Origin of the sequence: Allorhizobium sonneratiae (assembly GCF_023700755.1) — a bacterium.
Lineage (GTDB): Bacteria > Pseudomonadota > Alphaproteobacteria > Rhizobiales > Rhizobiaceae > Allorhizobium > Allorhizobium sonneratiae.
Genome location: NZ_JAMKOJ010000003.1, coordinates 230598 through 250862, shown reverse-complemented (window position 1 = coordinate 250862; position 20265 = coordinate 230598). Strand labels below are relative to the sequence as shown.

General features: G+C 57.9%; 17 protein-coding genes. 11 read left to right on the top strand and 6 right to left on the bottom strand.

Features of this window, described 5'->3' with window-relative positions; genetic code table 11:
- Positions 1-60: 60 nt before the first annotated feature.
- The 11 genes from radA to NAC44_RS06745 all read left to right on the top strand — a co-directional run bounded on the left by radA (position 61) and on the right by NAC44_RS06745 (position 13768).
- On the top strand, positions 61-1461 hold the full coding sequence (gene radA, locus NAC44_RS06795; protein ID WP_250939394.1) for a DNA repair protein RadA: 1401 nt from the start codon (positions 61-63) through the stop codon (positions 1459-1461).
- A 90-nt stretch (positions 1462-1551) separates the two neighbouring features.
- Positions 1552-2166: a CvpA family protein gene (locus tag NAC44_RS06790; protein ID WP_250939393.1), complete on the top strand. Its 615-nt coding sequence runs from the start codon at positions 1552-1554 to the stop codon at positions 2164-2166.
- Between the two features lie 345 nt (positions 2167-2511).
- Positions 2512-4002 carry an amidophosphoribosyltransferase gene (purF, locus tag NAC44_RS06785; RefSeq protein ID WP_250939391.1) on the top strand — a complete coding sequence of 497 codons (1491 nt, stop codon included), beginning with the start codon at positions 2512-2514 and terminating at the stop codon, positions 4000-4002.
- 10 nt (positions 4003-4012) lie between these two features.
- The gene (locus NAC44_RS06780; protein WP_250939389.1) at positions 4013-4753 is read left to right on the top strand and encodes an SDR family NAD(P)-dependent oxidoreductase; all 741 of its coding nucleotides are present in this window, start codon (positions 4013-4015) and stop codon (positions 4751-4753) included.
- A 688-nt stretch (positions 4754-5441) separates the two neighbouring features.
- A complete protein-coding gene (locus NAC44_RS06775; RefSeq protein WP_250939381.1) occupies positions 5442-6197 on the top strand; it encodes a class I SAM-dependent methyltransferase in 756 nt (251 codons plus the stop codon).
- Positions 6198-6447: 250 nt separating this feature from the next.
- Positions 6448-7509, top strand: a complete 1062-nt coding sequence (locus NAC44_RS06770) for a hypothetical protein (protein WP_250939379.1) — start codon at positions 6448-6450, stop codon at positions 7507-7509.
- Positions 7502-8764, top strand: a complete 1263-nt coding sequence (locus NAC44_RS06765; protein WP_250939377.1) for a KpsE/RkpR family capsule polysaccharide export protein — start codon at positions 7502-7504, stop codon at positions 8762-8764. The genes NAC44_RS06770 and NAC44_RS06765 overlap by 8 nt, the downstream gene beginning before the upstream one ends.
- A gap of 10 nt (positions 8765-8774) precedes the next feature.
- Positions 8775-9428, top strand: coding sequence for an ABC transporter ATP-binding protein (locus tag NAC44_RS06760; protein ID WP_250939375.1), 654 nt, complete (start codon positions 8775-8777; stop codon positions 9426-9428).
- 19 nt (positions 9429-9447) lie between these two features.
- Complete coding sequence (locus tag NAC44_RS06755) at positions 9448-10713, top strand: KpsE/RkpR family capsule polysaccharide export protein (protein ID WP_250939374.1); 1266 nt, start codon at positions 9448-9450, stop codon at positions 10711-10713.
- Between the two features lie 113 nt (positions 10714-10826).
- Positions 10827-11567 carry an ABC transporter permease gene (locus tag NAC44_RS06750; RefSeq protein ID WP_250939372.1) on the top strand — a complete coding sequence of 247 codons (741 nt, stop codon included), beginning with the start codon at positions 10827-10829 and terminating at the stop codon, positions 11565-11567.
- Positions 11568-11569: 2 nt separating this feature from the next.
- Positions 11570-13768 carry a glycosyltransferase family 2 protein gene (locus tag NAC44_RS06745; protein WP_250939370.1) on the top strand — a complete coding sequence of 733 codons (2199 nt, stop codon included), beginning with the start codon at positions 11570-11572 and terminating at the stop codon, positions 13766-13768.
- Here the strand turns inward: NAC44_RS06745 and NAC44_RS06740 are convergent.
- From NAC44_RS06740 to rfbC, 6 genes are read right to left on the bottom strand one after another with little or no spacing between them, the layout of a single operon-like run.
- Entirely contained in the window at positions 13706-14773 is a 1068-nt protein-coding gene (locus NAC44_RS06740) for a glycosyltransferase family protein (protein WP_250939368.1), read from the bottom strand. The genes NAC44_RS06745 and NAC44_RS06740 overlap by 63 nt on opposite strands.
- A complete protein-coding gene (locus NAC44_RS06735) occupies positions 14770-16692 on the bottom strand; it encodes a glycosyltransferase family 2 protein (RefSeq protein WP_250939366.1) in 1923 nt (640 codons plus the stop codon). Before NAC44_RS06735 ends, NAC44_RS06740 begins: the two co-directional genes overlap by 4 nt.
- A 54-nt stretch (positions 16693-16746) precedes the next feature.
- On the bottom strand, positions 16747-17610 hold the full coding sequence (gene rfbA / locus NAC44_RS06730; RefSeq protein ID WP_250939364.1) for a glucose-1-phosphate thymidylyltransferase RfbA: 864 nt from the start codon (positions 17608-17610) through the stop codon (positions 16747-16749).
- Between the two features lie 23 nt (positions 17611-17633).
- The gene (rfbD, locus tag NAC44_RS06725; RefSeq protein WP_250939354.1) at positions 17634-18536 is read right to left on the bottom strand and encodes a dTDP-4-dehydrorhamnose reductase; all 903 of its coding nucleotides are present in this window, start codon (positions 18534-18536) and stop codon (positions 17634-17636) included.
- A complete protein-coding gene (gene rfbB, locus NAC44_RS06720; protein WP_250939352.1) occupies positions 18533-19594 on the bottom strand; it encodes a dTDP-glucose 4,6-dehydratase in 1062 nt (353 codons plus the stop codon). The genes rfbD and rfbB overlap by 4 nt, the downstream gene beginning before the upstream one ends.
- Before the next feature lie 38 nt (positions 19595-19632).
- Positions 19633-20190 carry a dTDP-4-dehydrorhamnose 3,5-epimerase gene (gene rfbC, locus NAC44_RS06715; protein ID WP_250939349.1) on the bottom strand — a complete coding sequence of 186 codons (558 nt, stop codon included), beginning with the start codon at positions 20188-20190 and terminating at the stop codon, positions 19633-19635.
- Positions 20191-20265 lie beyond the last annotated feature (75 nt).

Sequence of the window (20265 nt, the reverse complement as noted above, 5' to 3'; positions counted from 1 at the left end):
TTTCAGGTACCCAGAACAATATTCACTTTTTGTTCTGGTTTCAAACCCCAAGGTTGATGCATGGCGCGGGCGAAAACCCAGTTTATCTGTCAGAATTGCGGCACGGCGCACAGCCGCTGGGTCGGCAAATGCGACGGGTGCGGCGCGTGGAACACGCTGGTCGAGGAAGATCCGATGGGTGGCATCGGTTCAGGCCCCGGCAAGGCGGCGAAAAAGGGCCGACCGGTGGCGCTGACCTCGCTTTCGGGCGAGATCGAAGAGGCCCCGCGCATCCCGACCGGCATTAACGAACTGGACCGGGCCACCGGCGGCGGCTTCGTGCGCGGCTCTGCCGTGCTGATCGGCGGCGATCCGGGCATCGGCAAATCCACTTTGTTGATGCAAGCGGCAGCGGCGCTATCGCGCCGAGGACAGCGGGTCATTTATGTCTCAGGCGAAGAGGCGGTGGCGCAGGTCCGCCTGCGGGCCCAGCGCCTTGATGCCGCCGAGACCGACGTGCTTCTGGCCGCCGAAACCAATGTCGAGGATATTATTGCCACGCTGTCGGAGGGCAAACGGCCCGACCTCGTCATCATCGATTCCATCCAGACATTGTGGAGCGACACCGCCGATTCCGCCCCCGGCACAGTAACGCAATTGCGCACCGGCGTGCAGGCGATGATCCGTTTCGCCAAACAGACGGGCACGACCATGGTTCTCGTTGGACACGTTACCAAGGAAGGCCAGATCGCCGGTCCGCGTCTGGTTGAGCATATGGTCGATGCCGTGCTCTATTTTGAGGGCGATCGCGGCCATCATTACCGCATTCTGCGCACGGTGAAGAACCGTTTCGGCCCGACTGACGAGATCGGCGTGTTCGAAATGTCGGACAAGGGCCTGCGGGAAGTGGCCAATCCCTCAGAACTTTTTCTCGGCGAGCGCAATGCCGCCTCTCCCGGCGCTGCCGTCTTTGCCGGTATGGAAGGCACAAGGCCGGTTCTGGTCGAGGTGCAGGCACTGGTCGCGCCCACCTCGCTCGGCACCGCGCGCCGGGCCGTGGTCGGCTGGGATTCCAGCCGTCTTGCCATGATTCTGGCCGTGCTGGAGGCCCATTGCGGGGTGAGGCTTGGGCAGCACGACGTTTATCTGAATGTCGCTGGCGGCTACAGGATTGCCGAACCCGCCGCCGATATGGCCATTGCCGCAGCACTTGTCTCTTCGCTTGCCGGTGTGGCACTGCCCGCTGACTGCGTCTATTTCGGTGAGGTCAGCCTGTCGGGCGCAGCAAGACCTGTGGCTCATACGGCCCAGCGCCTCAAGGAAGCGGAAAAGCTCGGCTTTGCGTCCGCCGTGCTGCCGTCGTCTTCTCCCGACCTGCCGAAAGGCGGTCGCGGCCTCAGCCAGATGGAGAGCCTGCCCGATCTTGTTGCGCTGATTGCCGGATCAAAGTTAAGGCAAGGTCAACAGGAGGCAGCGGAATGATCCTTTTACTTGACGAATTCGTGGTGTATGGAGTGCCGCCAGAAGCGGACGCGGGAAGGATCGCGGCGGTCTGAGAGTGAGAGGTTGGCCATGCCCATAACCATATTCGATATCATCGTCATTGGCGTTGTGCTGTTTTCAGCGCTTCTGGCGATGATCCGCGGATTTTCCCGGGAAATCCTGTCGATTGCGAGCTGGGTCGGCTCGCTGGCAGCCGCTTATTATCTCTATCCTTTCATCCTGCCTTTCATCGAGAAACACACGACCGATCACCGCATCGCCATGGTCGGCGCGATCGGCGCGGTATTTCTGATAGCCCTGATCATCATTTCGATCATCACGTCCCGCATTGCCGATTTCATCATCGACAGCCGCATCGGCGCGCTGGACCGTACATTGGGCTTTCTCTTCGGTGCCGCACGCGGCATTCTGCTTCTTGTCGTGGCGGTCGCCTTCTGGAACTGGCTGGTCGATGCCAAGCAACGGCCGGACTGGGTGAACGACGCCAAGTCGAAGCCTTTCCTCGATGCGCTGGTACTGAAGCTTGAAGCCGTTCTGCCGAAGGACATTGCTCCGGAACTGCGTGACCGCATTCTTGGCAAGACGAGCAAGGAAAGCCCGGCACAGACGCAAAACCAGAGCGAGACGCCAAGCCCGAGCGAGACCCAGAGCCAGCAGAATGCGGCCCCCGCCACGGGCAATTGAGGGCTGAACGGAGCAGAGAGTGTGAACGCTCTGTCACTTGAACGGTACCGCACTGGACATGAGGCATCAGCGTTCCCATTTCTTCCGGAACTGGTAATATAGATTGAATGTTGAGGCGGAATGGATGACGCTTTGTTCACCCATCCCGAGAAAAGACCCGTTCCGGCAGCAAAGCCATTTGACGCGTGGCGCTGAATAAGGCATGGGCAGGATCGGAACGATGGCAGGCCGATAGGGTCCAGACCATCGACTCTATCCTATGATGATGAGATCGGATGCCGGAAAGCCAATGACTTTCCGCATTCGCAGAGTTTTTAGCCCTGTCTGGAACAAAGGCTTGCTGCAATGACCCACTCTCTCTCCTCTTCCTTCCTCGAAGACATCGATGGCGATGCGCTGCATGAAGAATGCGGCGTTTTCGGCATTCTGGGTCATCCGGACGCCGCAACGCTGACGGCACTCGGCCTGCACGCATTGCAGCATCGCGGCCAGGAAGCCGCTGGCATCGTCTCCTTTGACGGACGCCAGTTCCATACGGAAAAACATATGGGGCTCGTCGGCGATCATTACACCAATCCGGCAACCCTGGCCAAACTGCCGGGCTCGGCCTCGATCGGTCACACCCGCTATTCGACCACAGGCGAAGTGGCGCTGCGCAATGTGCAGCCGCTGTTTGCCGAACTGGAGGAAGGCGGCATCGCCATTGCCCATAACGGCAACTTCACCAACGGGCTGACGCTGCGCCGCCAGATCATTGCCACCGGCGCCATCTGTCAATCCACCTCGGATTCGGAAGTGGTGCTGCATCTGATCGCCCGCTCGCGTCATAGTTCAACCGCCGACCGCTTCATCGACGCCATGCGGCAAATGGAAGGCGGTTATGCGATGATCGCCATGACCCGTACCAAGTTGATTGCCGCCCGTGACCCGATCGGCATCCGGCCCCTTGTCATGGGCGAGCTGGACGGCAAGCCGATCTTTGCCTCCGAAAGCTGTGCACTCGACATTATCGGGGCGAAATTCATCCGCGACGTGAAAAATGGCGAGGTTGTCATCTGCGAAATCCAGCCGGACGGCTCGATCAGCATTGATGCCCGTGCACCTGCCAGACCGCAACCGGAACGCCCCTGTCTGTTCGAATATGTCTATTTCGCCCGTCCCGATTCGGTGGTCAGCGGTCGCAATGTCTATCAGACGCGAAAAAATATGGGCCATAATCTCGCGCTGGAAGCCCCATGTGACGGCGATGTCGTCGTGCCGGTGCCCGATGGCGGCACACCGGCAGCGCTGGGCTATGCCCAGGCAAGCGGCATTCCCTTTGAATACGGCATCATCCGCAATCACTATGTCGGGCGCACCTTCATCGAGCCGACCCAGCAGATCCGCGCCTTTGGCGTCAAACTGAAGCATTCGGCCAATCGGGCGATGATCGAAGGCAAGCGCGTCATTCTCGTCGACGATTCCATCGTGCGCGGCACGACATCGCTGAAAATCGTGCAGATGATCCGCGATGCCGGCGCGAAGGAAGTGCATATCCGGGTTGCGAGCCCGATGATCTATCATCCGGATTTCTACGGCATCGACACGCCCGACGCCGACAAGCTTCTCGCCAATCAATATGCCGACGAGGCGGCGATGGCGAAGTTCATCGGTGCCGATTCGCTGGCCTTCCTGTCGATCGACGGGCTCTACAAGGCTGTCGGGGGCGAAGCGCGCAATCCCGACAATCCGCAGTTCACCGACCATTATTTCACTGGCGATTATCCGACCCGGCTTCTCGACAAGGAAGGCGAGAAAATGGGCCGTCGGGTCTCGGTTCTGGCGAGCAACGGCTGAGGCAGGTGCGATGACGACGGAGGTGGACCTGAAAGGCCGGATCGCGCTGGTGACCGGCGCATCGCGCGGCATAGGCTATTTCACCGCACTGGAACTGGCAAAGGCAGGCGCACATGTGATTGCCTGCGCCCGCACGGTCGGTGGCCTTGAAGAGCTGGACGATGCGATCAAGGCCGCAGGCGGCAGCGCAACGCTGGTACCCTTCGATCTTGCCGACATGGCGGCAATTGATGCGCTGGGCGGCTCGATTTTCGAGCGCTGGGGCAAGCTCGACATTCTTGTCGCCAATGCCGGTGTGCTCGGCGTCATCTCGCCGCTGGCCCATGTCGAGGCCAAGGTGTTTGAAAAGGTGATGACCATCAATGTGACGGCCACCTGGCGGCTCATCCGTTCGCTCGAACCGTTGCTGACAAAATCAGATCAGGGCCGCGCCCTGATCCTGTCATCGGGAGCGGTGCGCAAGTGCCGCCCCTTCTGGGGCCCCTATTCCATGTCGAAGGCAGCCGTCGAAGCCTTGGCGCGCACCTGGGCGGCAGAAACGCAGCGCCTGCCTTTGCGGGTGATTGCGATCGATCCGGGTGCCACGCGCACCGCCATGAGGGCACAGGCCATGCCGGGCGAAGACCCCGATACCCTGCCGCATCCATCTGACATAGCCCGAAGCCTGCTGCCCCTTGCCGGGCCCAACCAGAAGGACACCGGCAAGCTCTTTATTGTACGGGAAAACCGGATGGTCGATTACGACCATTAAAGCATGTCGCGTTTTATTGCTCTTAATAAAACGATAACGTCCTTACGAAAAAACAAAGGCTTAACGCATGTTGACTGAGGCTGATAAGCCGAAACATGCTTTAGAGCATTGTCCCGCGAAAAGTGTGAAACGGCTTTCCGTCCGGAACTGTCTAAAAACAAAGAGTTAGAGCGTTACAGCATCTTATGTGCGATTGATAAAACGCACGATGCTGTCGTGTTTATCATGGATGCAGTGCAGAGCACATAATCACGCTTTTGTGTGGTGTCAGGCCTTTTTTGCTGCAATGCACGCTCTATGTGAGTGTTGTTGCAATCATTGCCTTTGCGGTGCATACCATGCCATGCTTTGCCCACTTTATGAACTTAACAGGGGATGTCACTGGAAAATGATATCGGACCCTATCGCTTTTGTGGGATAAGTGCAGGGTGGCTCTGTGCCGTCTGATCTTATCGCGCCAAAAGGACCGGATGAGCTGAAACGGATTGTATGGAATGCGATCAATGAGCGCCTCGCTTTCGCTTTTATCATGCCGCATGGGGTATCTTCTTCTTGAATGCAAAGGCACCCACCATGCTCCGGGCTCTTTAGACAGGAATTGCAGATGAGTATCATCAATTTTTTTCAAAAGCCGTCCCGGCATGCGAGCCGCGAGAGCAAGGGCAACTTTGATCAATATGTGCATCAGATGCCTGATCCGCAGAATGCTATCGACATATTGGAAGGCTGGAATTCCTGTTTTCCGCAAGAGCTCGGGCTGACGGCAGGAACGCATCCTCTCTTCGCCGACCAGCGCATTGTCGAGGCACTGGACCGTTTCGGTCCGCTGGACGGCAGGACGGTGCTGGAAGCTGGTCCGCTTGAGGGCATGCATACGCATATCATCAACGCCAGAGGTCCGGCGCGCATCGACGCGATCGAGGCCAACAAGCTTTGCTTTCTGCGCTGCCTCGTCACCAAACAGATTCTGAACATCGATCGGGCCAACTTCCTGCTTGGCGACATTCAGGAATGGCTCGCCCGGCACGAGGAAACCTACGATCTGGCCTTTGCCTGCGGCGTTCTCTATCATATGCACGACCCGGCCCTTTTGCTGCAGAGACTGGCGAAGCGGTCGAAGGCATTGTTTTTGTGGACCCACTATTTCTCCGAGACCGCCATGCCGGAAAAGGATATCCGGCGCGGCCCATTCAGCGGCAAGGTGCATGACCACAATATCGATGGCCACACAGTGCGCTATTATGAACGCAGCTATTATATGGCCAACGCCAATGCCTCCTTCTGCGGCGGCATGAAGGATCGGCACTACTGGATGCATCGTGACGATATTCTGATGCTGCTCAAGGCATTCGGTTATGATGAAGTGACCATTCTTCAGGAAGAACCAGCCCATTCCGGCGGCCCTTGTTTTTCCGTTTTCTGCCGCAAGACCGACGAGATGTGAAAAACAGGCGTAACGGCATTGCACGCCCTCCGCCACCATGGCATGTAGTCTGTTGTTTTATCTACTATACTCTCGCACAGGCCCTCAATTCAATCGCATTTGACGGGGCTTGAGCAGAGCATGATATCGGTCTCAGCGGATCGGCAGGATTTCAGGTGAAGAGCCGTTGGCAGGTTAAAGGTGCCACAGCCTCCTTTGTGTGTTCATCCAACGCACGGCGTTGTCTGGAAGAGCGAAAACAGGTGAACATGTGCTTTTCAACATAGAATACGATCAGGGCGATCGTCTTGAAGGCTATTTCATCCCCGATGGCTTTTCCGAACAGCCAGTTATTATCGTTTATGATAGAGACCAGCCGATCGCCGAAGTGATATGCGACCAGGAAAAACCCGCAGTGGTCGTCTCAGGCCGGCATCAGAGCGGGTTGGTCGGTTTTCTTCTGACAGAAGAGCGGATTGCCGGTCTTGCCGCCATGGACAGCCTGATGATAAGGGACAAGGCGACCGGCATCCTGATCTACCAGCGCAGCCGTCCCGATGCGGTGAAAGATATCAAGCTCATCCGGCTGGAGACGCGGCTCGTGCCATTCGACAAGCTCGACCGCTATATGGCGCGACATTTTGATTACGGTCTGGCCTCGGTCGAACGCTATGGTCATGAAACTGCCTTGCAAGCCTTTCATCTTTCGAATGTGAGTTCGATCTATCTGAGCGGGCGGCTTTTGATGCGCAATTATGAAGAGTTCCTCGATAGCGGGTTCAAGGCCGCCATTCATATATGCGATCCCTATTACGAGATGGCGACCCGTCTCTTCATCCTGAAACGTCTGCCGCAATTGCCCACGGGCTTTCTCGGCGAGCGGGACCGGATGATCCTGTCGCAGGCTGCCGATCTTTTTCAGGAGGTCGATCTCGAAAATTCGGCACGCCTCAACATGCTGATCAAAAAGGCGACACCGGCGCTGCGCAATGTGCTTGCTTCGCCGATGACGCGGCAACTGGCAACCAACACGCCGGAACAGCTCACCGGTCGCATGGATGTGGCACCAGCCATCGATCTTCTGTCACGCTTTGCCATCGTGGCCAATGACGCCCATGATTTCAATGAGAGCCTGTCGGAACTGACGGGTCTCGGTGGCGACGACATGCCCGTCTGGACGCAGCACACGCCGCTCCAGGCACTGGCCGATCGATTGCGGGCGCTACCGGCGGCGGAACATCTGATCGAACAGGATCTTATTCTCTACCATTATGTCAATGAGGCCATCGCCGACTCCATGAAAAGCCAGACAGGCATCGACGCCCATGCGTGACAAATATATCGATGACAGCCGCCTGAAGGAGACGCGCGGCAAGCTTCCGGGCCTTGGTCTGCTGCGGTCCATTTTTCCGGTCCATCGCGGCGATCTTGCCCGCGCGCGTTCAAGCGATGTCACCTATGAGCGTATTGCCACATCGGATACAGGCGGCAGTCCGCAGCCGAAGGGATCTCCGCCCTATCGGCTGATCTCTTTTGTGCTTCTGGTTCTGGTACCCTTTTTTGTCAGCGCCCTTTATTTCGCTTTCATCGCCTCTGACCAATATACCGTCGAGGCGCGTTTTGCCGTGCGCTCCATGGATCACAACGACACGAAAATGTCGGACAGCAACACGCTGAGCATGTCGGCGGCAACGCAGGATGCGCAAATCGTTGCAAGTTTCATCGAGTCGAATGAGATGCTGGACCGGCTGCAGCCAAAGATCGATTATCGGGCGATTTTCGACCGTCCCGGCGTAGACTTCCTGTCACGCATCAGCCGCAACGAAACACGCGAGGACTTTCTTGACGACTGGAAACAGCAGGTCAAAGCCTATATTGACGCCTCATCCGGCATCATCACCCTGAAAGTCAGAACGTTTTCGCCGCAGGACTCATTGAAACTGGCCAATGCCGTAATCGCCGAGAGCGAAATCCTGATCAACCAACTGTCGCTGCGCGCCCGTGAAGACGCCCTGAAGGGCTATCAGGACGAAGTCAAACAATCCGGCGCAAAATATCAGGCCTCCCTTGAGGCACTCAATCGCTTTCAGACCGAATCCGGCCTTTACAGTCCCGAAATCCAGGCCCAACAGATCGGCAAGCTGATGACCGGGCTAATTGCCAAGAAACTGGATGTGGAAACGCGCGAATATGTCGCCAGACAATCGAATGCGACGAAGGGGCCAGCCTTCGAGCAGCTTGAACTGACCCGCAAAAGTCTGGACAAGCAGATTGAAGATCTGAAAGCCCAGATGACCGGCGGCAAGAATGAAAGCCTTTCGCGTGTTCTTTTAACCTTCAGCCGGCTTGAAACAGACCGAATGGTGGCGGAAAAGCTTTATGAGGCGTCGCAGCAGCTCTACAGCCAGGCGCTGGCCGATAGCCTGCGCAAGTCGCTTTATGTGGTTGTGTTCGTGCACCCGGCGCTGCCGGAGGAATCGCTTTATCCGCTCCGTATCTTCTCGCCCTTCATGGTGTTCCTCACGCTGGCAATCACCTGGTGTACGGCCATGTTGATCTGGGCCTCGGTTGAAGACCACCGTCTTTGAGGGAAAAAACATGATCCGGTTTACCAATGTATCGAAACATTTCAAAACCCAGGACCATAAGAAGATCATCCTCAACAATGTGTCGATCGAGTTTCTCGCCGGCTATTCCTATGGACTGCTCGGCGTGAACGGCGCTGGCAAATCGACGACCATGCGGATGATCTCCGGCTCGATGCTGCCCAATAGCGGCCGCATCCGCAAAAACTGCCGGGTGTCATGGCCGCTGGGCTTTGCGTCAGGGTTTCATTATAATATGAGCGGGCGCGACAATCTGCATTTCGTCGCCCGCGCCTATGGCGAAAATGTTCGTCGGGTTTCGGAATTCGTCGAGGATTTTGCCGAGCTTGGCGATTATATCTATGCGCCGGTACGCACCTATTCCTCTGGCATGATGGCGCGTCTGGCCTTCGGCCTGTCCATGGCCATCGAATTCGACTGCTATCTCGTCGATGAAATCACCGCAGTCGGCGACGCCCGGTTTCAGAAACGCTGTCAGATCGCCTTTGAAAATCGCCGTCAGAATGCCGATATCATCATGATATCCCATGGTATGGAAACCATCGAGAATTATTGCCAGAAAGGCATGGTGCTTGTTGATGGCAGACTGATCGTCTTTGACAAGGTTGGAGATGCAATCGCGGCCTATTACAGGCTCAACCGATAACCGGAAGTGTAAACGGCCCATGGCAGAACCCTTCAAGCATCAGACCGATGGCGAGCCGCTGACCCGCAGTCAGGATATTGCCGCGCGGCTTTCGGTCGCGGCGCGCAAATTGCGGTTTTCCACCTCCAACCGCAGCAAGCTGTTCAAGGCCGCAGGGCTGAGGCCGCGCCCGCTGGAGGTGTTGCTCAATCGGCTGAACATGGCAAGCGTTGCCATACTGCTGGTGCTGCCGATTCTGTTCGGACTTGTCTATTACGGCCTGATCGCCTCCGACAAATATGAATCGGAAACCCGCTTTACCCTTGGCACCTCCTCGATTGCGCTCGGCCGCGACCAGATCGGCAAGGCCACCGGCATTCCCTCGGCGATGATCGCCCAGGACACGATGATCGTTGCCGAATTCATCACCAGCCGGGAAATGGTCGACGCACTGCAAAAACGAGTCGATCTGCACAAGATCTACGGCAATTCCTCCATCGATCCGCTATCGCGTCTGGAAGACGACGCGACGGCGGAGGAGATGACCAAATACTGGGATAAAATGGCCTCGGCTTCGATCAACGCCACCAGCGGCATCATCACCGTCAAGGTGGTGGCCTTCAGCGCCAAGGATGCGCAAAACCTGCTGAAGCAGGTGGTGGCAATTTCCGAAGACAAGATCAACGAGATCAATGACCGGATCTGGCGGGATGTTACCAACACCGCTGAAACCAATGTGCAGCGGGCAACCGAACGGCTGAAGACGGCACGCGCTGATTTGCAGCAGGCGCAAAATGCCTCCGGCGTGCTGTCCGTCGGTGCATCCTCGACGGTGTTGTCCACCCTCATCGCCACAGCGCAGGGGGAATTGTTGAGCCTTCAGCAGAAATATCAGTCGCAAAGCCGGTTCGTCTCTGCCAATGCGCCGCAGATGAAGGTGCTGAAACAGGCCATCAACAGCAAACAAAAGCAAATCGATGAACTCAACCGGCAGATGGCCGGCACCGGCGACAGTGATAGTAAACAGCGCAGTCTGGCGGATGTCTCCTTCGATCTGTCGCAGAAGGAGCTGGAGGACAAGCTGGCTGCCCAGGATTTTGCCGCCAGTGTGCAAACGCTGGAACAGGTGAAATTCACCAGCAAACAGCAATTGATGTATCTCGACACTTTCGTGCAACCCGATCTGCCCGACAAGCCGCGCTATCCGCACCGTTTTTTGATGATCGTCGGTATCGCTGCCGCAAGCCTCTGCCTCTGGGGCTTAAGCTTGCTGGGCATTGGCCATTTGCGAAAGAAGATCATTTGAGACGGAATGAGACGGCTGCGGTCTTGGGTTCAGGAAACACGCCATCAGCAGGAAGAACGATGACACCGGAAATGTCGAGCATTGTGTTTGCGTTGAAATCGAAAAAGAACAGCATGATGGCTGTTATTCTGCGCGATATGCGCACGCGCTTTTTCGACCACGGCATCGGTTACCTTGTCGTGGCACTCTGGCCGCTCACCCATATGCTGGCGCTTCTGGTGATCAACGGTCTGCGTCACGGTCAGGCACCTTATGGCGACAGCATGTATATCTTTCTCGCCACCGGGCTGATCCCGACACTGCTCTTCATGTATGTCTCGCGCTTCATGAGTCTGTCGATCATTCTCAACAAGCCGATGCTTGCCTTTCCGCAGGTGCAGATCCTCGACATTCTGATGGGCCGCGCCGTTCTGGAAGTGGTGGCCGCCCTTCTAACCCTGTTTTTTTTCGTTATCATCCTGCTGGTATTGGGCGAAAATCCCTGGCCCTATAACCCGGTTCAGGCTCTGGAAGCCTATTCTGCCAGCGTTTTATTGGCCGTGGGTGTCGGCATCGTCGCGGGTGTCATCACAGCCATTCTCCCCATTTTTGCCACCGCCTATGCCCTGTTCATGATTCTCATCTATCTCTCCTCCGGCATGTTGTTCGACACGTCGAAACTGCCGGATCAGGTGACGAAAATCCTGGCCTGGCTGCCGGTGTTCCAGACGGTGGAATGGATGCGGGTGGCCTATTTCCCAACCTATAGCGACAAGCTGCTCGACCGCCAGTATGTGTTGATGTGGGGTCTCTGCTCGCTGTTTTTCGGTCTTGTGCTGGAGCGGATGGTCCGGCGGCTGGCATTGGAGTCGTAATCATGGCCCTTACGCTTCGCACCAGTGACGATCTGTCTTTCTCCCGGGATCAGAATGACGGTTTTTCCCAATGGGATGCCACAGGTGATGACGGCCATTTCGTGCTGTTTTTTCCGCTGCTCCGTCATCCCTATCTGTGTCTGGAGCTTGAGGCTGATCATGAGATTGATCCCAAGCTTTATCTGCCGACCATGACTGGATTTCGCGAGAGCAAGACGATCCAGCTTCCCAAAGGACGACGGTTTTGCATCACCGTCCATGTCGGCGCGTTTGGCAATATCCGCAACATCCGGCTTGATCCCAGTTCGTTTCCAGCTCGCTTCTCCTTTCGCGCAACAAGCGTCAAACAGGCGAAAATCGCAACGCCCCCGGAGGACGACATCGTTCTTCGCACGATCGGCAATTTTCCGCGGTTTCATCTGCCGATTCCGCGCTTTCTGCTGGGACGCGGCGGTGCAAGGAGCCTGAAAGCCTTTCTCAGCACCTCCGACAAACTGGCACAACACTTTACCGCTCATGAAACGCCTACCTCAGACTGCTGGCTCAGCCTGATCGTGCCGGTCTACAACACGCCTGTGCGCTATCTCGATGACCTGCTCACCTCCTTTGTCAGTCAGAAGGCAGGCGGGGCCGAGCTTATCCTCGTCGACGATTGCTCCACCGATGCCGCAACCCGCGCCTGGCTGGAAAAGAACAGGACGACACCGCAGGTCCAATGCCTGTTCAAAACGGAAAACAGCGGCATTGCCGAGACCACCAATGTCGGGCTTGCAGCCGCACAGGGCCGCTGGATCGGTTTTCTCGATCATGACGACATCATCGCGCCTTATGCCCTGAAGCTCATTCACCGGGTGCTGCGGGAGCATCCCGAATTGATGTTTGCCTATACCGATGAACTGATCATCGGTGATACCAACAAGCCGAAGGGGCTGATGCTGAAACCGGCCTATGATCCGGTGCTGTTGAGCGGGGTCAACTATATCAATCACTTCTCGCTTTATCGCCATGACCGGCTGAAGGAGCTGGGCTATCTGCGTCAGGGTTATGACGGCTCGCAGGATTACGACATGCTGCTGCGCTATCTCGACGGGGTGGCGGAGGACAGGGTCGCGCATATTCCCTATCCCGCCTATCACTGGCGGCAGACGGGCAAAAGCTATTCCAGCACCTTCATCGACAAGGCCACCGCCAATGCCCGTCAGGCGATTGTCGACAGTTTTGCCCGCAAGGGCGTGGAGTGCACGGTGGAACCGGCTCTGGCCGATTATCTGCACCGGCCGCAATTTGCCGGCGAGGACAAGGATCTGCCGCTGATTTCAGTGATCATTCCGAGCCGCAACGGCTATGACCTGATCAAGCGGGTGCTGCACGGACTGCTTCACGAGACCGATTATCCGAAGCTCGAGGTCATCGTCATCGACAATGGCAGCGACGACAAGACAGTTCTCGATCTTTACGAACATCTCAGGCGTCTGCATGGCAATCTGCACATTCTGATCGAAAAAGAGGCGTTCAATTTCGCCCGCTCGATCAACAAGGGTTTGCGTCTGGCGAAGGGTGAGCATTTTCTGCTGCTCAACAACGATATTGAAATCACCGATCCGGGCTGGCTGAAGGAAATGGTCGGCTGCCTGTCTTATCCCGGCACCGGCATTGTCGGCGCCAAGCTGCTGTATCCGAACGGAACGGCCCAGCATAACGGCGTCATCATCGGCTTTGGCGGACTGGCGGGACATTGGTATCTGAACACGCCCGAGGATTTCGGCGGACCGATGAACCGGCTCAAGGTCCGAAACGGGCTGACCTGTGTGACGGGTGCGGCCATGCTGATCTCCGGTGACTGTTACCGCGACATCGGCGCATGGGACGAAGAGACCTTCGCCATCGCCTATAATGACGTCGATTATTGCCTGAGAGCACGAAAAGCGGGTTTCCGGGTGATCTGGACGCCCTTTGCCGCACTCACCCATCACGAATCGGCCTCGCGCGGGTCGGATGAGGTGCCGGAGAAAAAGGCCCGCTTCGACCGGGAAAAGGCTGCCCTGCAAGAACGCCACGCCACGCTGGGCTTCGACGATCCCGCCATCAATCCGTGGTATACGAAAACCCATTCCGATCCGAGGCTCGACCCGGAAGGGCTAAAGGAGATCGCTCCCCGGTTCGGTACCCTGACGCAAAAGGCCCTGCACGATAAAGCGTGAACGCTCGGCTTGCGCGGCCCGTTCCGCGACATCGTCGATCAGCGTGACAATGGCCTTGACCCAGAGCCCGGGGTCATTCGGCAGGATAAAACGGGACGGATCAGCCGGCCCATAGGCGGCGGAGGCGGAAAAAATGCCCGCCGCCCCCATCCGTGCCGCATCGATATGTTTGGTCGGCGAGCGGCTTGCATTCTCGCGCGACGCCATCAGCGGCACCAGCAGGATATCAGCCGATTGCGCTTCGTCCATCGCCAGATAATCCGTCCAGGATACGGGCGCAAAGAGCTGCACCCGATCAAGCCCGGTCCAAAGCCTTTGCGCCTTTGGACCGGCAAAGATTTCAACGCGGATCTCGGGCCGCAGCGCCAGAAGCTGCTCCACCACCGGCCGCAGAAAACGGTGTTCGCTGACATGAATGCCGGTGGCGTGATAGGCGATCACCACGGCATCGCCCTGTTTTCGGCCATCATGCCCTTGCCAGAAGCGCGGGGCCGGACAGGGCGGCAGGACCTTTGCCCCCGGCTCTCCCAGCGCCTGTTTCAGGCCCGGTGTCGACAGCCACAGCCAATCGAGATGCCGGTTCAGCCGGTAAAGCGGCCAGACGGCGCGATACCAGAGGAAAAACCGGTAGCCGGGATCAGCCTCCCGGCCGGTGATCACCGCGGCGATGTCGTCATCCAGCAAAAGGCCGACACCGGCAAGCTTCTCATCCTGTGCCGCAATCCAGCGCAGCAGGGCTGGCGAGGCATAGCGGACGATGATCACCAGACTGCCCTCTGCCTCAAGCGTTTCAGGATCAAACCGGCGAATGTCATGCACCTCGAAAGGTGGCATGGCCTCGGCCTCAAGTCTGGCCGCCAGATAATAATCGAAGGTCGGATTGGGCATTCGGCCAAAAACCAGAATGCGGGCCACCGCTGACATCGCTATGATACGGGGATGCGGCTTGCGTTTTGGCCTTGGCAACAGCAGTTGGCGGAATGTCTGCATAAGGCCCATGTTCATCCGCCCCGCCGCGCCACAGGCGGCCTGCCGATCGCTTCCAGCGTATAATCGGCAGCCGACAGCGACAGGCTCGGATGATAGAAGGGATCGTTGCGGAGAATATCCTGCCAGCGTCGCACCATATAGGCTTCCTCACGGGCAAAGCGGGCGCGTTTTTCCGCCGTATCGTCGCGCCCGCGTGAAACGGACTCATGATGGATCAGGCGCGCTTCAGGGGTAAAAAGCACGCGGTAATGCTGCTCGCGCAGTTTCAGGCAATAATCGACATCGTTGAAGGCGACAGGCAGATCGGTCTCGTTCATGCCTCCCACAGCGTCCCACAGGCTGCGGCGTGTCAGCAGACAGGCGGCGGTCACCGCTGACACATCGCGCCGCTCGCCAAGCAGGCCGAAATCCTCGCCACCCTCAGGATGGTGGAAGTGAAAACTGTGCCGGGCAACCGTACCGGCCCCAAGCGTCACCCCGCCATGCTGGACAAAACCATCGGCAAAGAGCAGCAATGCCCCGACAGCGCCGATACGCGGATCGGAAAGCTCCTTGGCCATAGACGATAGCCAATGTGGCTCTGTCGGCTCGACATCATTGTTGAGCAGCAGAACATGCTCATGGCGCGCCTCGGCGACACCCAGATTGCAGGCGCGGGAAAAATTGAACGCGCCCGCCATCGGCAGGTGTCGCAGACCGTGCTCTGCTGCAAACCGGTGCAGCACGTCATGGGTTTCCGCTTCGCAACTGTCATTGTCGATGACGATCACATCGAGTGCATCGGCATCGGTGCGCTTGTAAAGCCCGGTGAGGCAGGCCTTGAGCATATCGGCCCGGTCGCGGGTGGGAATGATGACGCTGACCGGGGGCGCGCGCCTGACCCGCGCTGCGGCGGGCGGGCGTTGCTTTTTCAAAGACGTTCGGCCTCTTGAAACCAGCACCTCCGGCACATGCAGGATCGGCCCTTTTTCAGCGGCTTTCAAGGCGAGATCATGAGCGGGATACGTTGCAGGATCAACATCCTGCGGCAGCATCGACAGCCGGAAGAGACAGGTTTCCAGCGGCAGCCAGCCGGAAGCGGCCAGCGGCTCGTTCCAGGCCGGTTTGAAAAAGGGAGTATGTCGTTTACCATCAGGCGTCAGGCAGTCTTCATCGGTATAGACCCCGGCGGCGTCGGGATGAGCGGCCATCACGGCAATGGTTTTTTCCAGCATATCCGGCTGGAGAACCGCATCGGCAGGCAGACGCAGCCAGAAGACCTCCCTGCCCTCGGCTTGCGCCGCCACCCCTGCCGCAAAAAGAGCATGGGTCTCGACCAGACGATGCGCCGTCACCTGTTGGCTTTGCAGCGCTGCCCGGGCCGCAGGCGTCAGAGCACGATCGCCCTCAACAGTCACCAGCACAAGGGGTAAGAAGACAGGGTCGGCAACAATGTCTGAGGGTGTCGCCACATCGGCCTTAGACAAAGACCGGTCCCTCGCCCAGAGCCAGTCGCCATAGGCAGGCGCGCTCAGGCTTTCATAAGCACGCACCAGGCGATAGGCCACCCCCTTGAGATTGCCGTGACGTAAAAGATCGAACAGGATCAGTGCCATGCGCGGACGCCGCAACAAGACCCGAAGGACCGTTTCACCAAGCGTCAGTCGGCGCAGATGAAACCGGGGAGCCTGTTTCTCCTGCCATGTGCAGTGGCCGGGCAGACGCACCGCCACGAGATCGTCCGGCATGAAGCCGTAAAAACATCCCCTTCCCCGGACAATCAGGGACCGGTCCAGCGCGGATGGTTCGCGTCCCTTCCGGATCAGTTGCAGGCGCGTCAGCGGCGGCAGGACACCAGCCGGATCATGAACTGTCAGCATGAAGGGATGGCCGGAAAGGCCGCGCACCGCCTCCCCAGTCAGGGCGAACACCGTCGCAGCCTCTCCATCCGTCATCTCAGGCCCCTGATCCTGCCCGGGTGATCGATGGTGCGATCCGTTGCGGCACGATCAAAGCAGCAGCCCGGCCAGATAGCGGCCATAGGTGCTTTTGCCATAGGCCTTTGCCAGGGATTCAAGTGCATTGGCATCAATGAAACCAAGCCGATAAGCAATCTCTTCCGGGCAATTGATCTTGAAGCCCTGGCGCCGCTCCAACGTGGCAACGAATTCCGAAGCTTCCAGCAGACTGTCGGGCGTACCGGTGTCGAGCCAGGCATAACCGCGGCCCATCTGTTCAACGCTCAGCTTGCCGCGCTCCAGATAGATGCGGTTGACATCGGTGATCTCCAGTTCGCCGCGCGGCGAAGGTTTGAGATCGGCGGCAATGTCGACCACGTCCTTGTCATAGAAATAAAGCCCGGTCACCGCCCAGTTGGATTTCGGATTTTCCGGTTTTTCCTCGATGGAAATGGCTTTCATATCTTTGTCGAATTCCACCACGCCATAGCGTTTCGGATCGAAAACGTGATAGGCGAAGACGGTGGCGCCTTCGGTTCGTGCGCTGGCACTGCGAAACAGCGCATTGATGCCATGGCCGTAAAAGATGTTGTCGCCAAGGATCAGGCAGGAATTGTCGGAGCCGACGAAATCGGCGCCGATGATATAGGCCTGCGCCAGACCGTCCGGCGAGGGCTGCTCCGCATAACTCAGCGACAGGCCCCATTTCGAACCGTCGCCAAGCAGTGCCTGAAAATTTGGCAGATCCTTCGGCGTCGAGATGATCAGGATGTCGCGAATACCCGCCAGCATCAGCGTCGACAGCGGATAATAGATCATCGGCTTGTCATAGACGGGCATCAACTGCTTGGAGGTGACCAGCGTCATCGGATGAAGCCTCGTGCCGCTGCCGCCTGCCAGAATAATGCCTTTCATATGCTGCTCTCCAACATTGTTGATCAGATGGTTTCAGTCGTGAGCCGCTCGACGACTAGCCGGGTTGAGACCCGCCAGTCCGGCAGTTGCACGCCATGGCACACTGCAAGTTTTGCGCAATCGAGCCTGGAATTCATCGGACGCTTTGCTGGCGTCGGATAAGCGCTCGACGGGATGGGAGAGACCTGTGCCGATGGCCCACCCGCTTCTGCCGAAATCCGGAAAATCTCGGCGGCAAAATCCGCCCAGCTGGCCTCCCCGCTGCCGGTCATGTGGAAGACGCCACGCAGATCCGGCTTGTCGGAGGACAGCAGATTGTCCGCCACGGAAAGAACCGCATCGGCAATATCCAGCGCCGAAGTCGGATTGCCATGCTGGTCGGCGACGACATTGAGCCCGTCGCGGGTTTCCGCCAGCCGAAGCATGGTCTTGAGAAAATTCTTGCCGAAAGGGCTGTAGACCCAGGCCGTGCGCAATATGACATGATCGGCATTGGCGGCAGAAACCAGCCTTTCGCCGGCGAGCTTGGTACGACCATAGGCCCCGAGCGGCGCGACCGGATCGGTTTCGAGATAGGGCGATGTTTTTTCCCCGTCGAAGACATAGTCGGTGGACAGATGCACGATGGGAATGGCGCGCGCTGCCGCAATGCGCGCCAGTTCGCCCGGCCCCGCACCATTGACGACAAGCGCCTGTGCCTCTTCGCTTTCTGCCTGATCGACCGCGGTATAGGCGGCCGCCGAGACGATGAGATCAGGATTTACCCTGTCAACGGCAGGCGCGAGGCTTGAAATTGAGGCGAGATCGAGATCGGGCCGACCAAGCGCGATCAGTTCGATGTCTGCGCGCGCCTTTGCCTTTTCGATCAGCGCCTGCACCACCTGGCCTTCGCGTCCGGTGACGAGAATGCGCCTTACGCCGCTCATCGGCCCGTTCCCGTCTTCAAAAGACCAAGACGGCTTCCGTCATAGCCTTTGCGCAACGGGGCCCACCACCACTCGTTGTCCAGATACCATTTCACCGTCTTTTCAATGCCGGTCTCGAAGGTTTCCTGAGCCTTCCAGCCCAGTTCCGTTTCCAGCTTCGTCGCATCGATAGCATAGCGGGCATCGTGGCCGGGCCGATCGGTGACGTAGTCAATCAGACTGTTATGCGGTGCGCCTGCCGGATGCAGTTTATCCATCAGAGCGCAGATACGTTTCACAACATCGATATTGCGCCGCTCGTTGCGGCCACCGACATTATAGGTCTCGCCGATGCGTCCGCGCTCGACGATGATATCAAGCGCGCGGGCATGATCCTCGACAAAGAGCCAGTCGCGGATATTCTCGCCCTTGCCATAGACCGGCAAAGGCTTGCCCTCCAGCGCATTGAGGATCATCAGCGGAATGAGCTTTTCGGGAAAATGGAAAGGCCCGTAATTGTTGGAGCAGTTCGACACCAGAACCGGCATGGCATAGGTGCGCGCCCAGGCTTTGGCCAGATGATCAGAGGCAGCCTTCGAGGCCGAATAGGGCGAGCTTGGATCGTAAGGGGTGGTTTCACTGAACAGGCCATCGTCACCCAGAGAGCCATAGACCTCATCGGTGGAAACATGCAGGAAGCGGAAGCGCGCCTTATCCTCGCCCTCCAGCCCCTGCCAATAAGCGCGCGCGGCCTCCAGCATGGTGAAGGTGCCAAGCACATTGGTTTCGACGAAATCTTTCGCGCCGGTGATGGAACGATCGACATGGCTTTCGGCGGCCAGATGCATGATCCTGTCCGGGCGGAAGCTGGCGAGAGCGGCGCTGACGGCGACGCCATCACAGATATCTGCTTTCAGGAAGCGATAGAGCGGATTGGTCTCGACCGCGGTCAGCGAGGTCAGCGTCCCGGCATAGGTGAGCTTGTCGAGGTTCAGCACCTCATATCCCTTGTCGAGCACCAGATGGCGTACCAGCGCCGATCCGATAAAACCGGCGCCGCCGGTGACCAATACGCGCATCCACATCTCCTTTGAAACCGTTGCAAAAAAGCAATCACTCAAAATTTGAAATTGGTGTCCAGCTCGGCAAGCCGGGGTTGGATCTTATCCTTATCGGACAAAATGGCCTTTTCAGCGACAACCGGCCAGTCGATACCGATCTCCGGATCGTTCCACAACAGGCCGCGATCATGGTCGGGACTGTAATAGTCGGTCACCTTATAGCTGATCACTGTATCGGGGCTTAGTGTGCAAAACCCATGGGCAAAGCCAGGGGGCACCCAAAGCTGGCAGCCATTCTCCGGTGTCAGCTCCACCGCGACATGCTGACCATAGGTGGGCGAGCCCTTGCGAATATCCACGGCGACATCAAGCAGCGCACCTGCCGTGCAGGAAACGAGCTTGCCCTGCGCCTTGGGATTGAGCTGGAAATGCAGGCCCCGCACTGTGCCTTTCTCGGCGGAGAAGGAGCGGTTGTCCTGAACGAAGTGGAAGGGACCAGCTTCTTGCTCAAACAGGCTGGCGCGAAAGGTTTCCATGAAATAACCGCGCGCATCGCCAAACTTTTTCGGTGTGATCAGCAGCACACCGGGCAGTTCCGTTTTTTCAAACTGCATTCTTGCCTCTTTGCCTTTCTCTCATCCAGCCGGTCCAGTACATAGACAGCGACCGGTGACAATCAACATGAAATT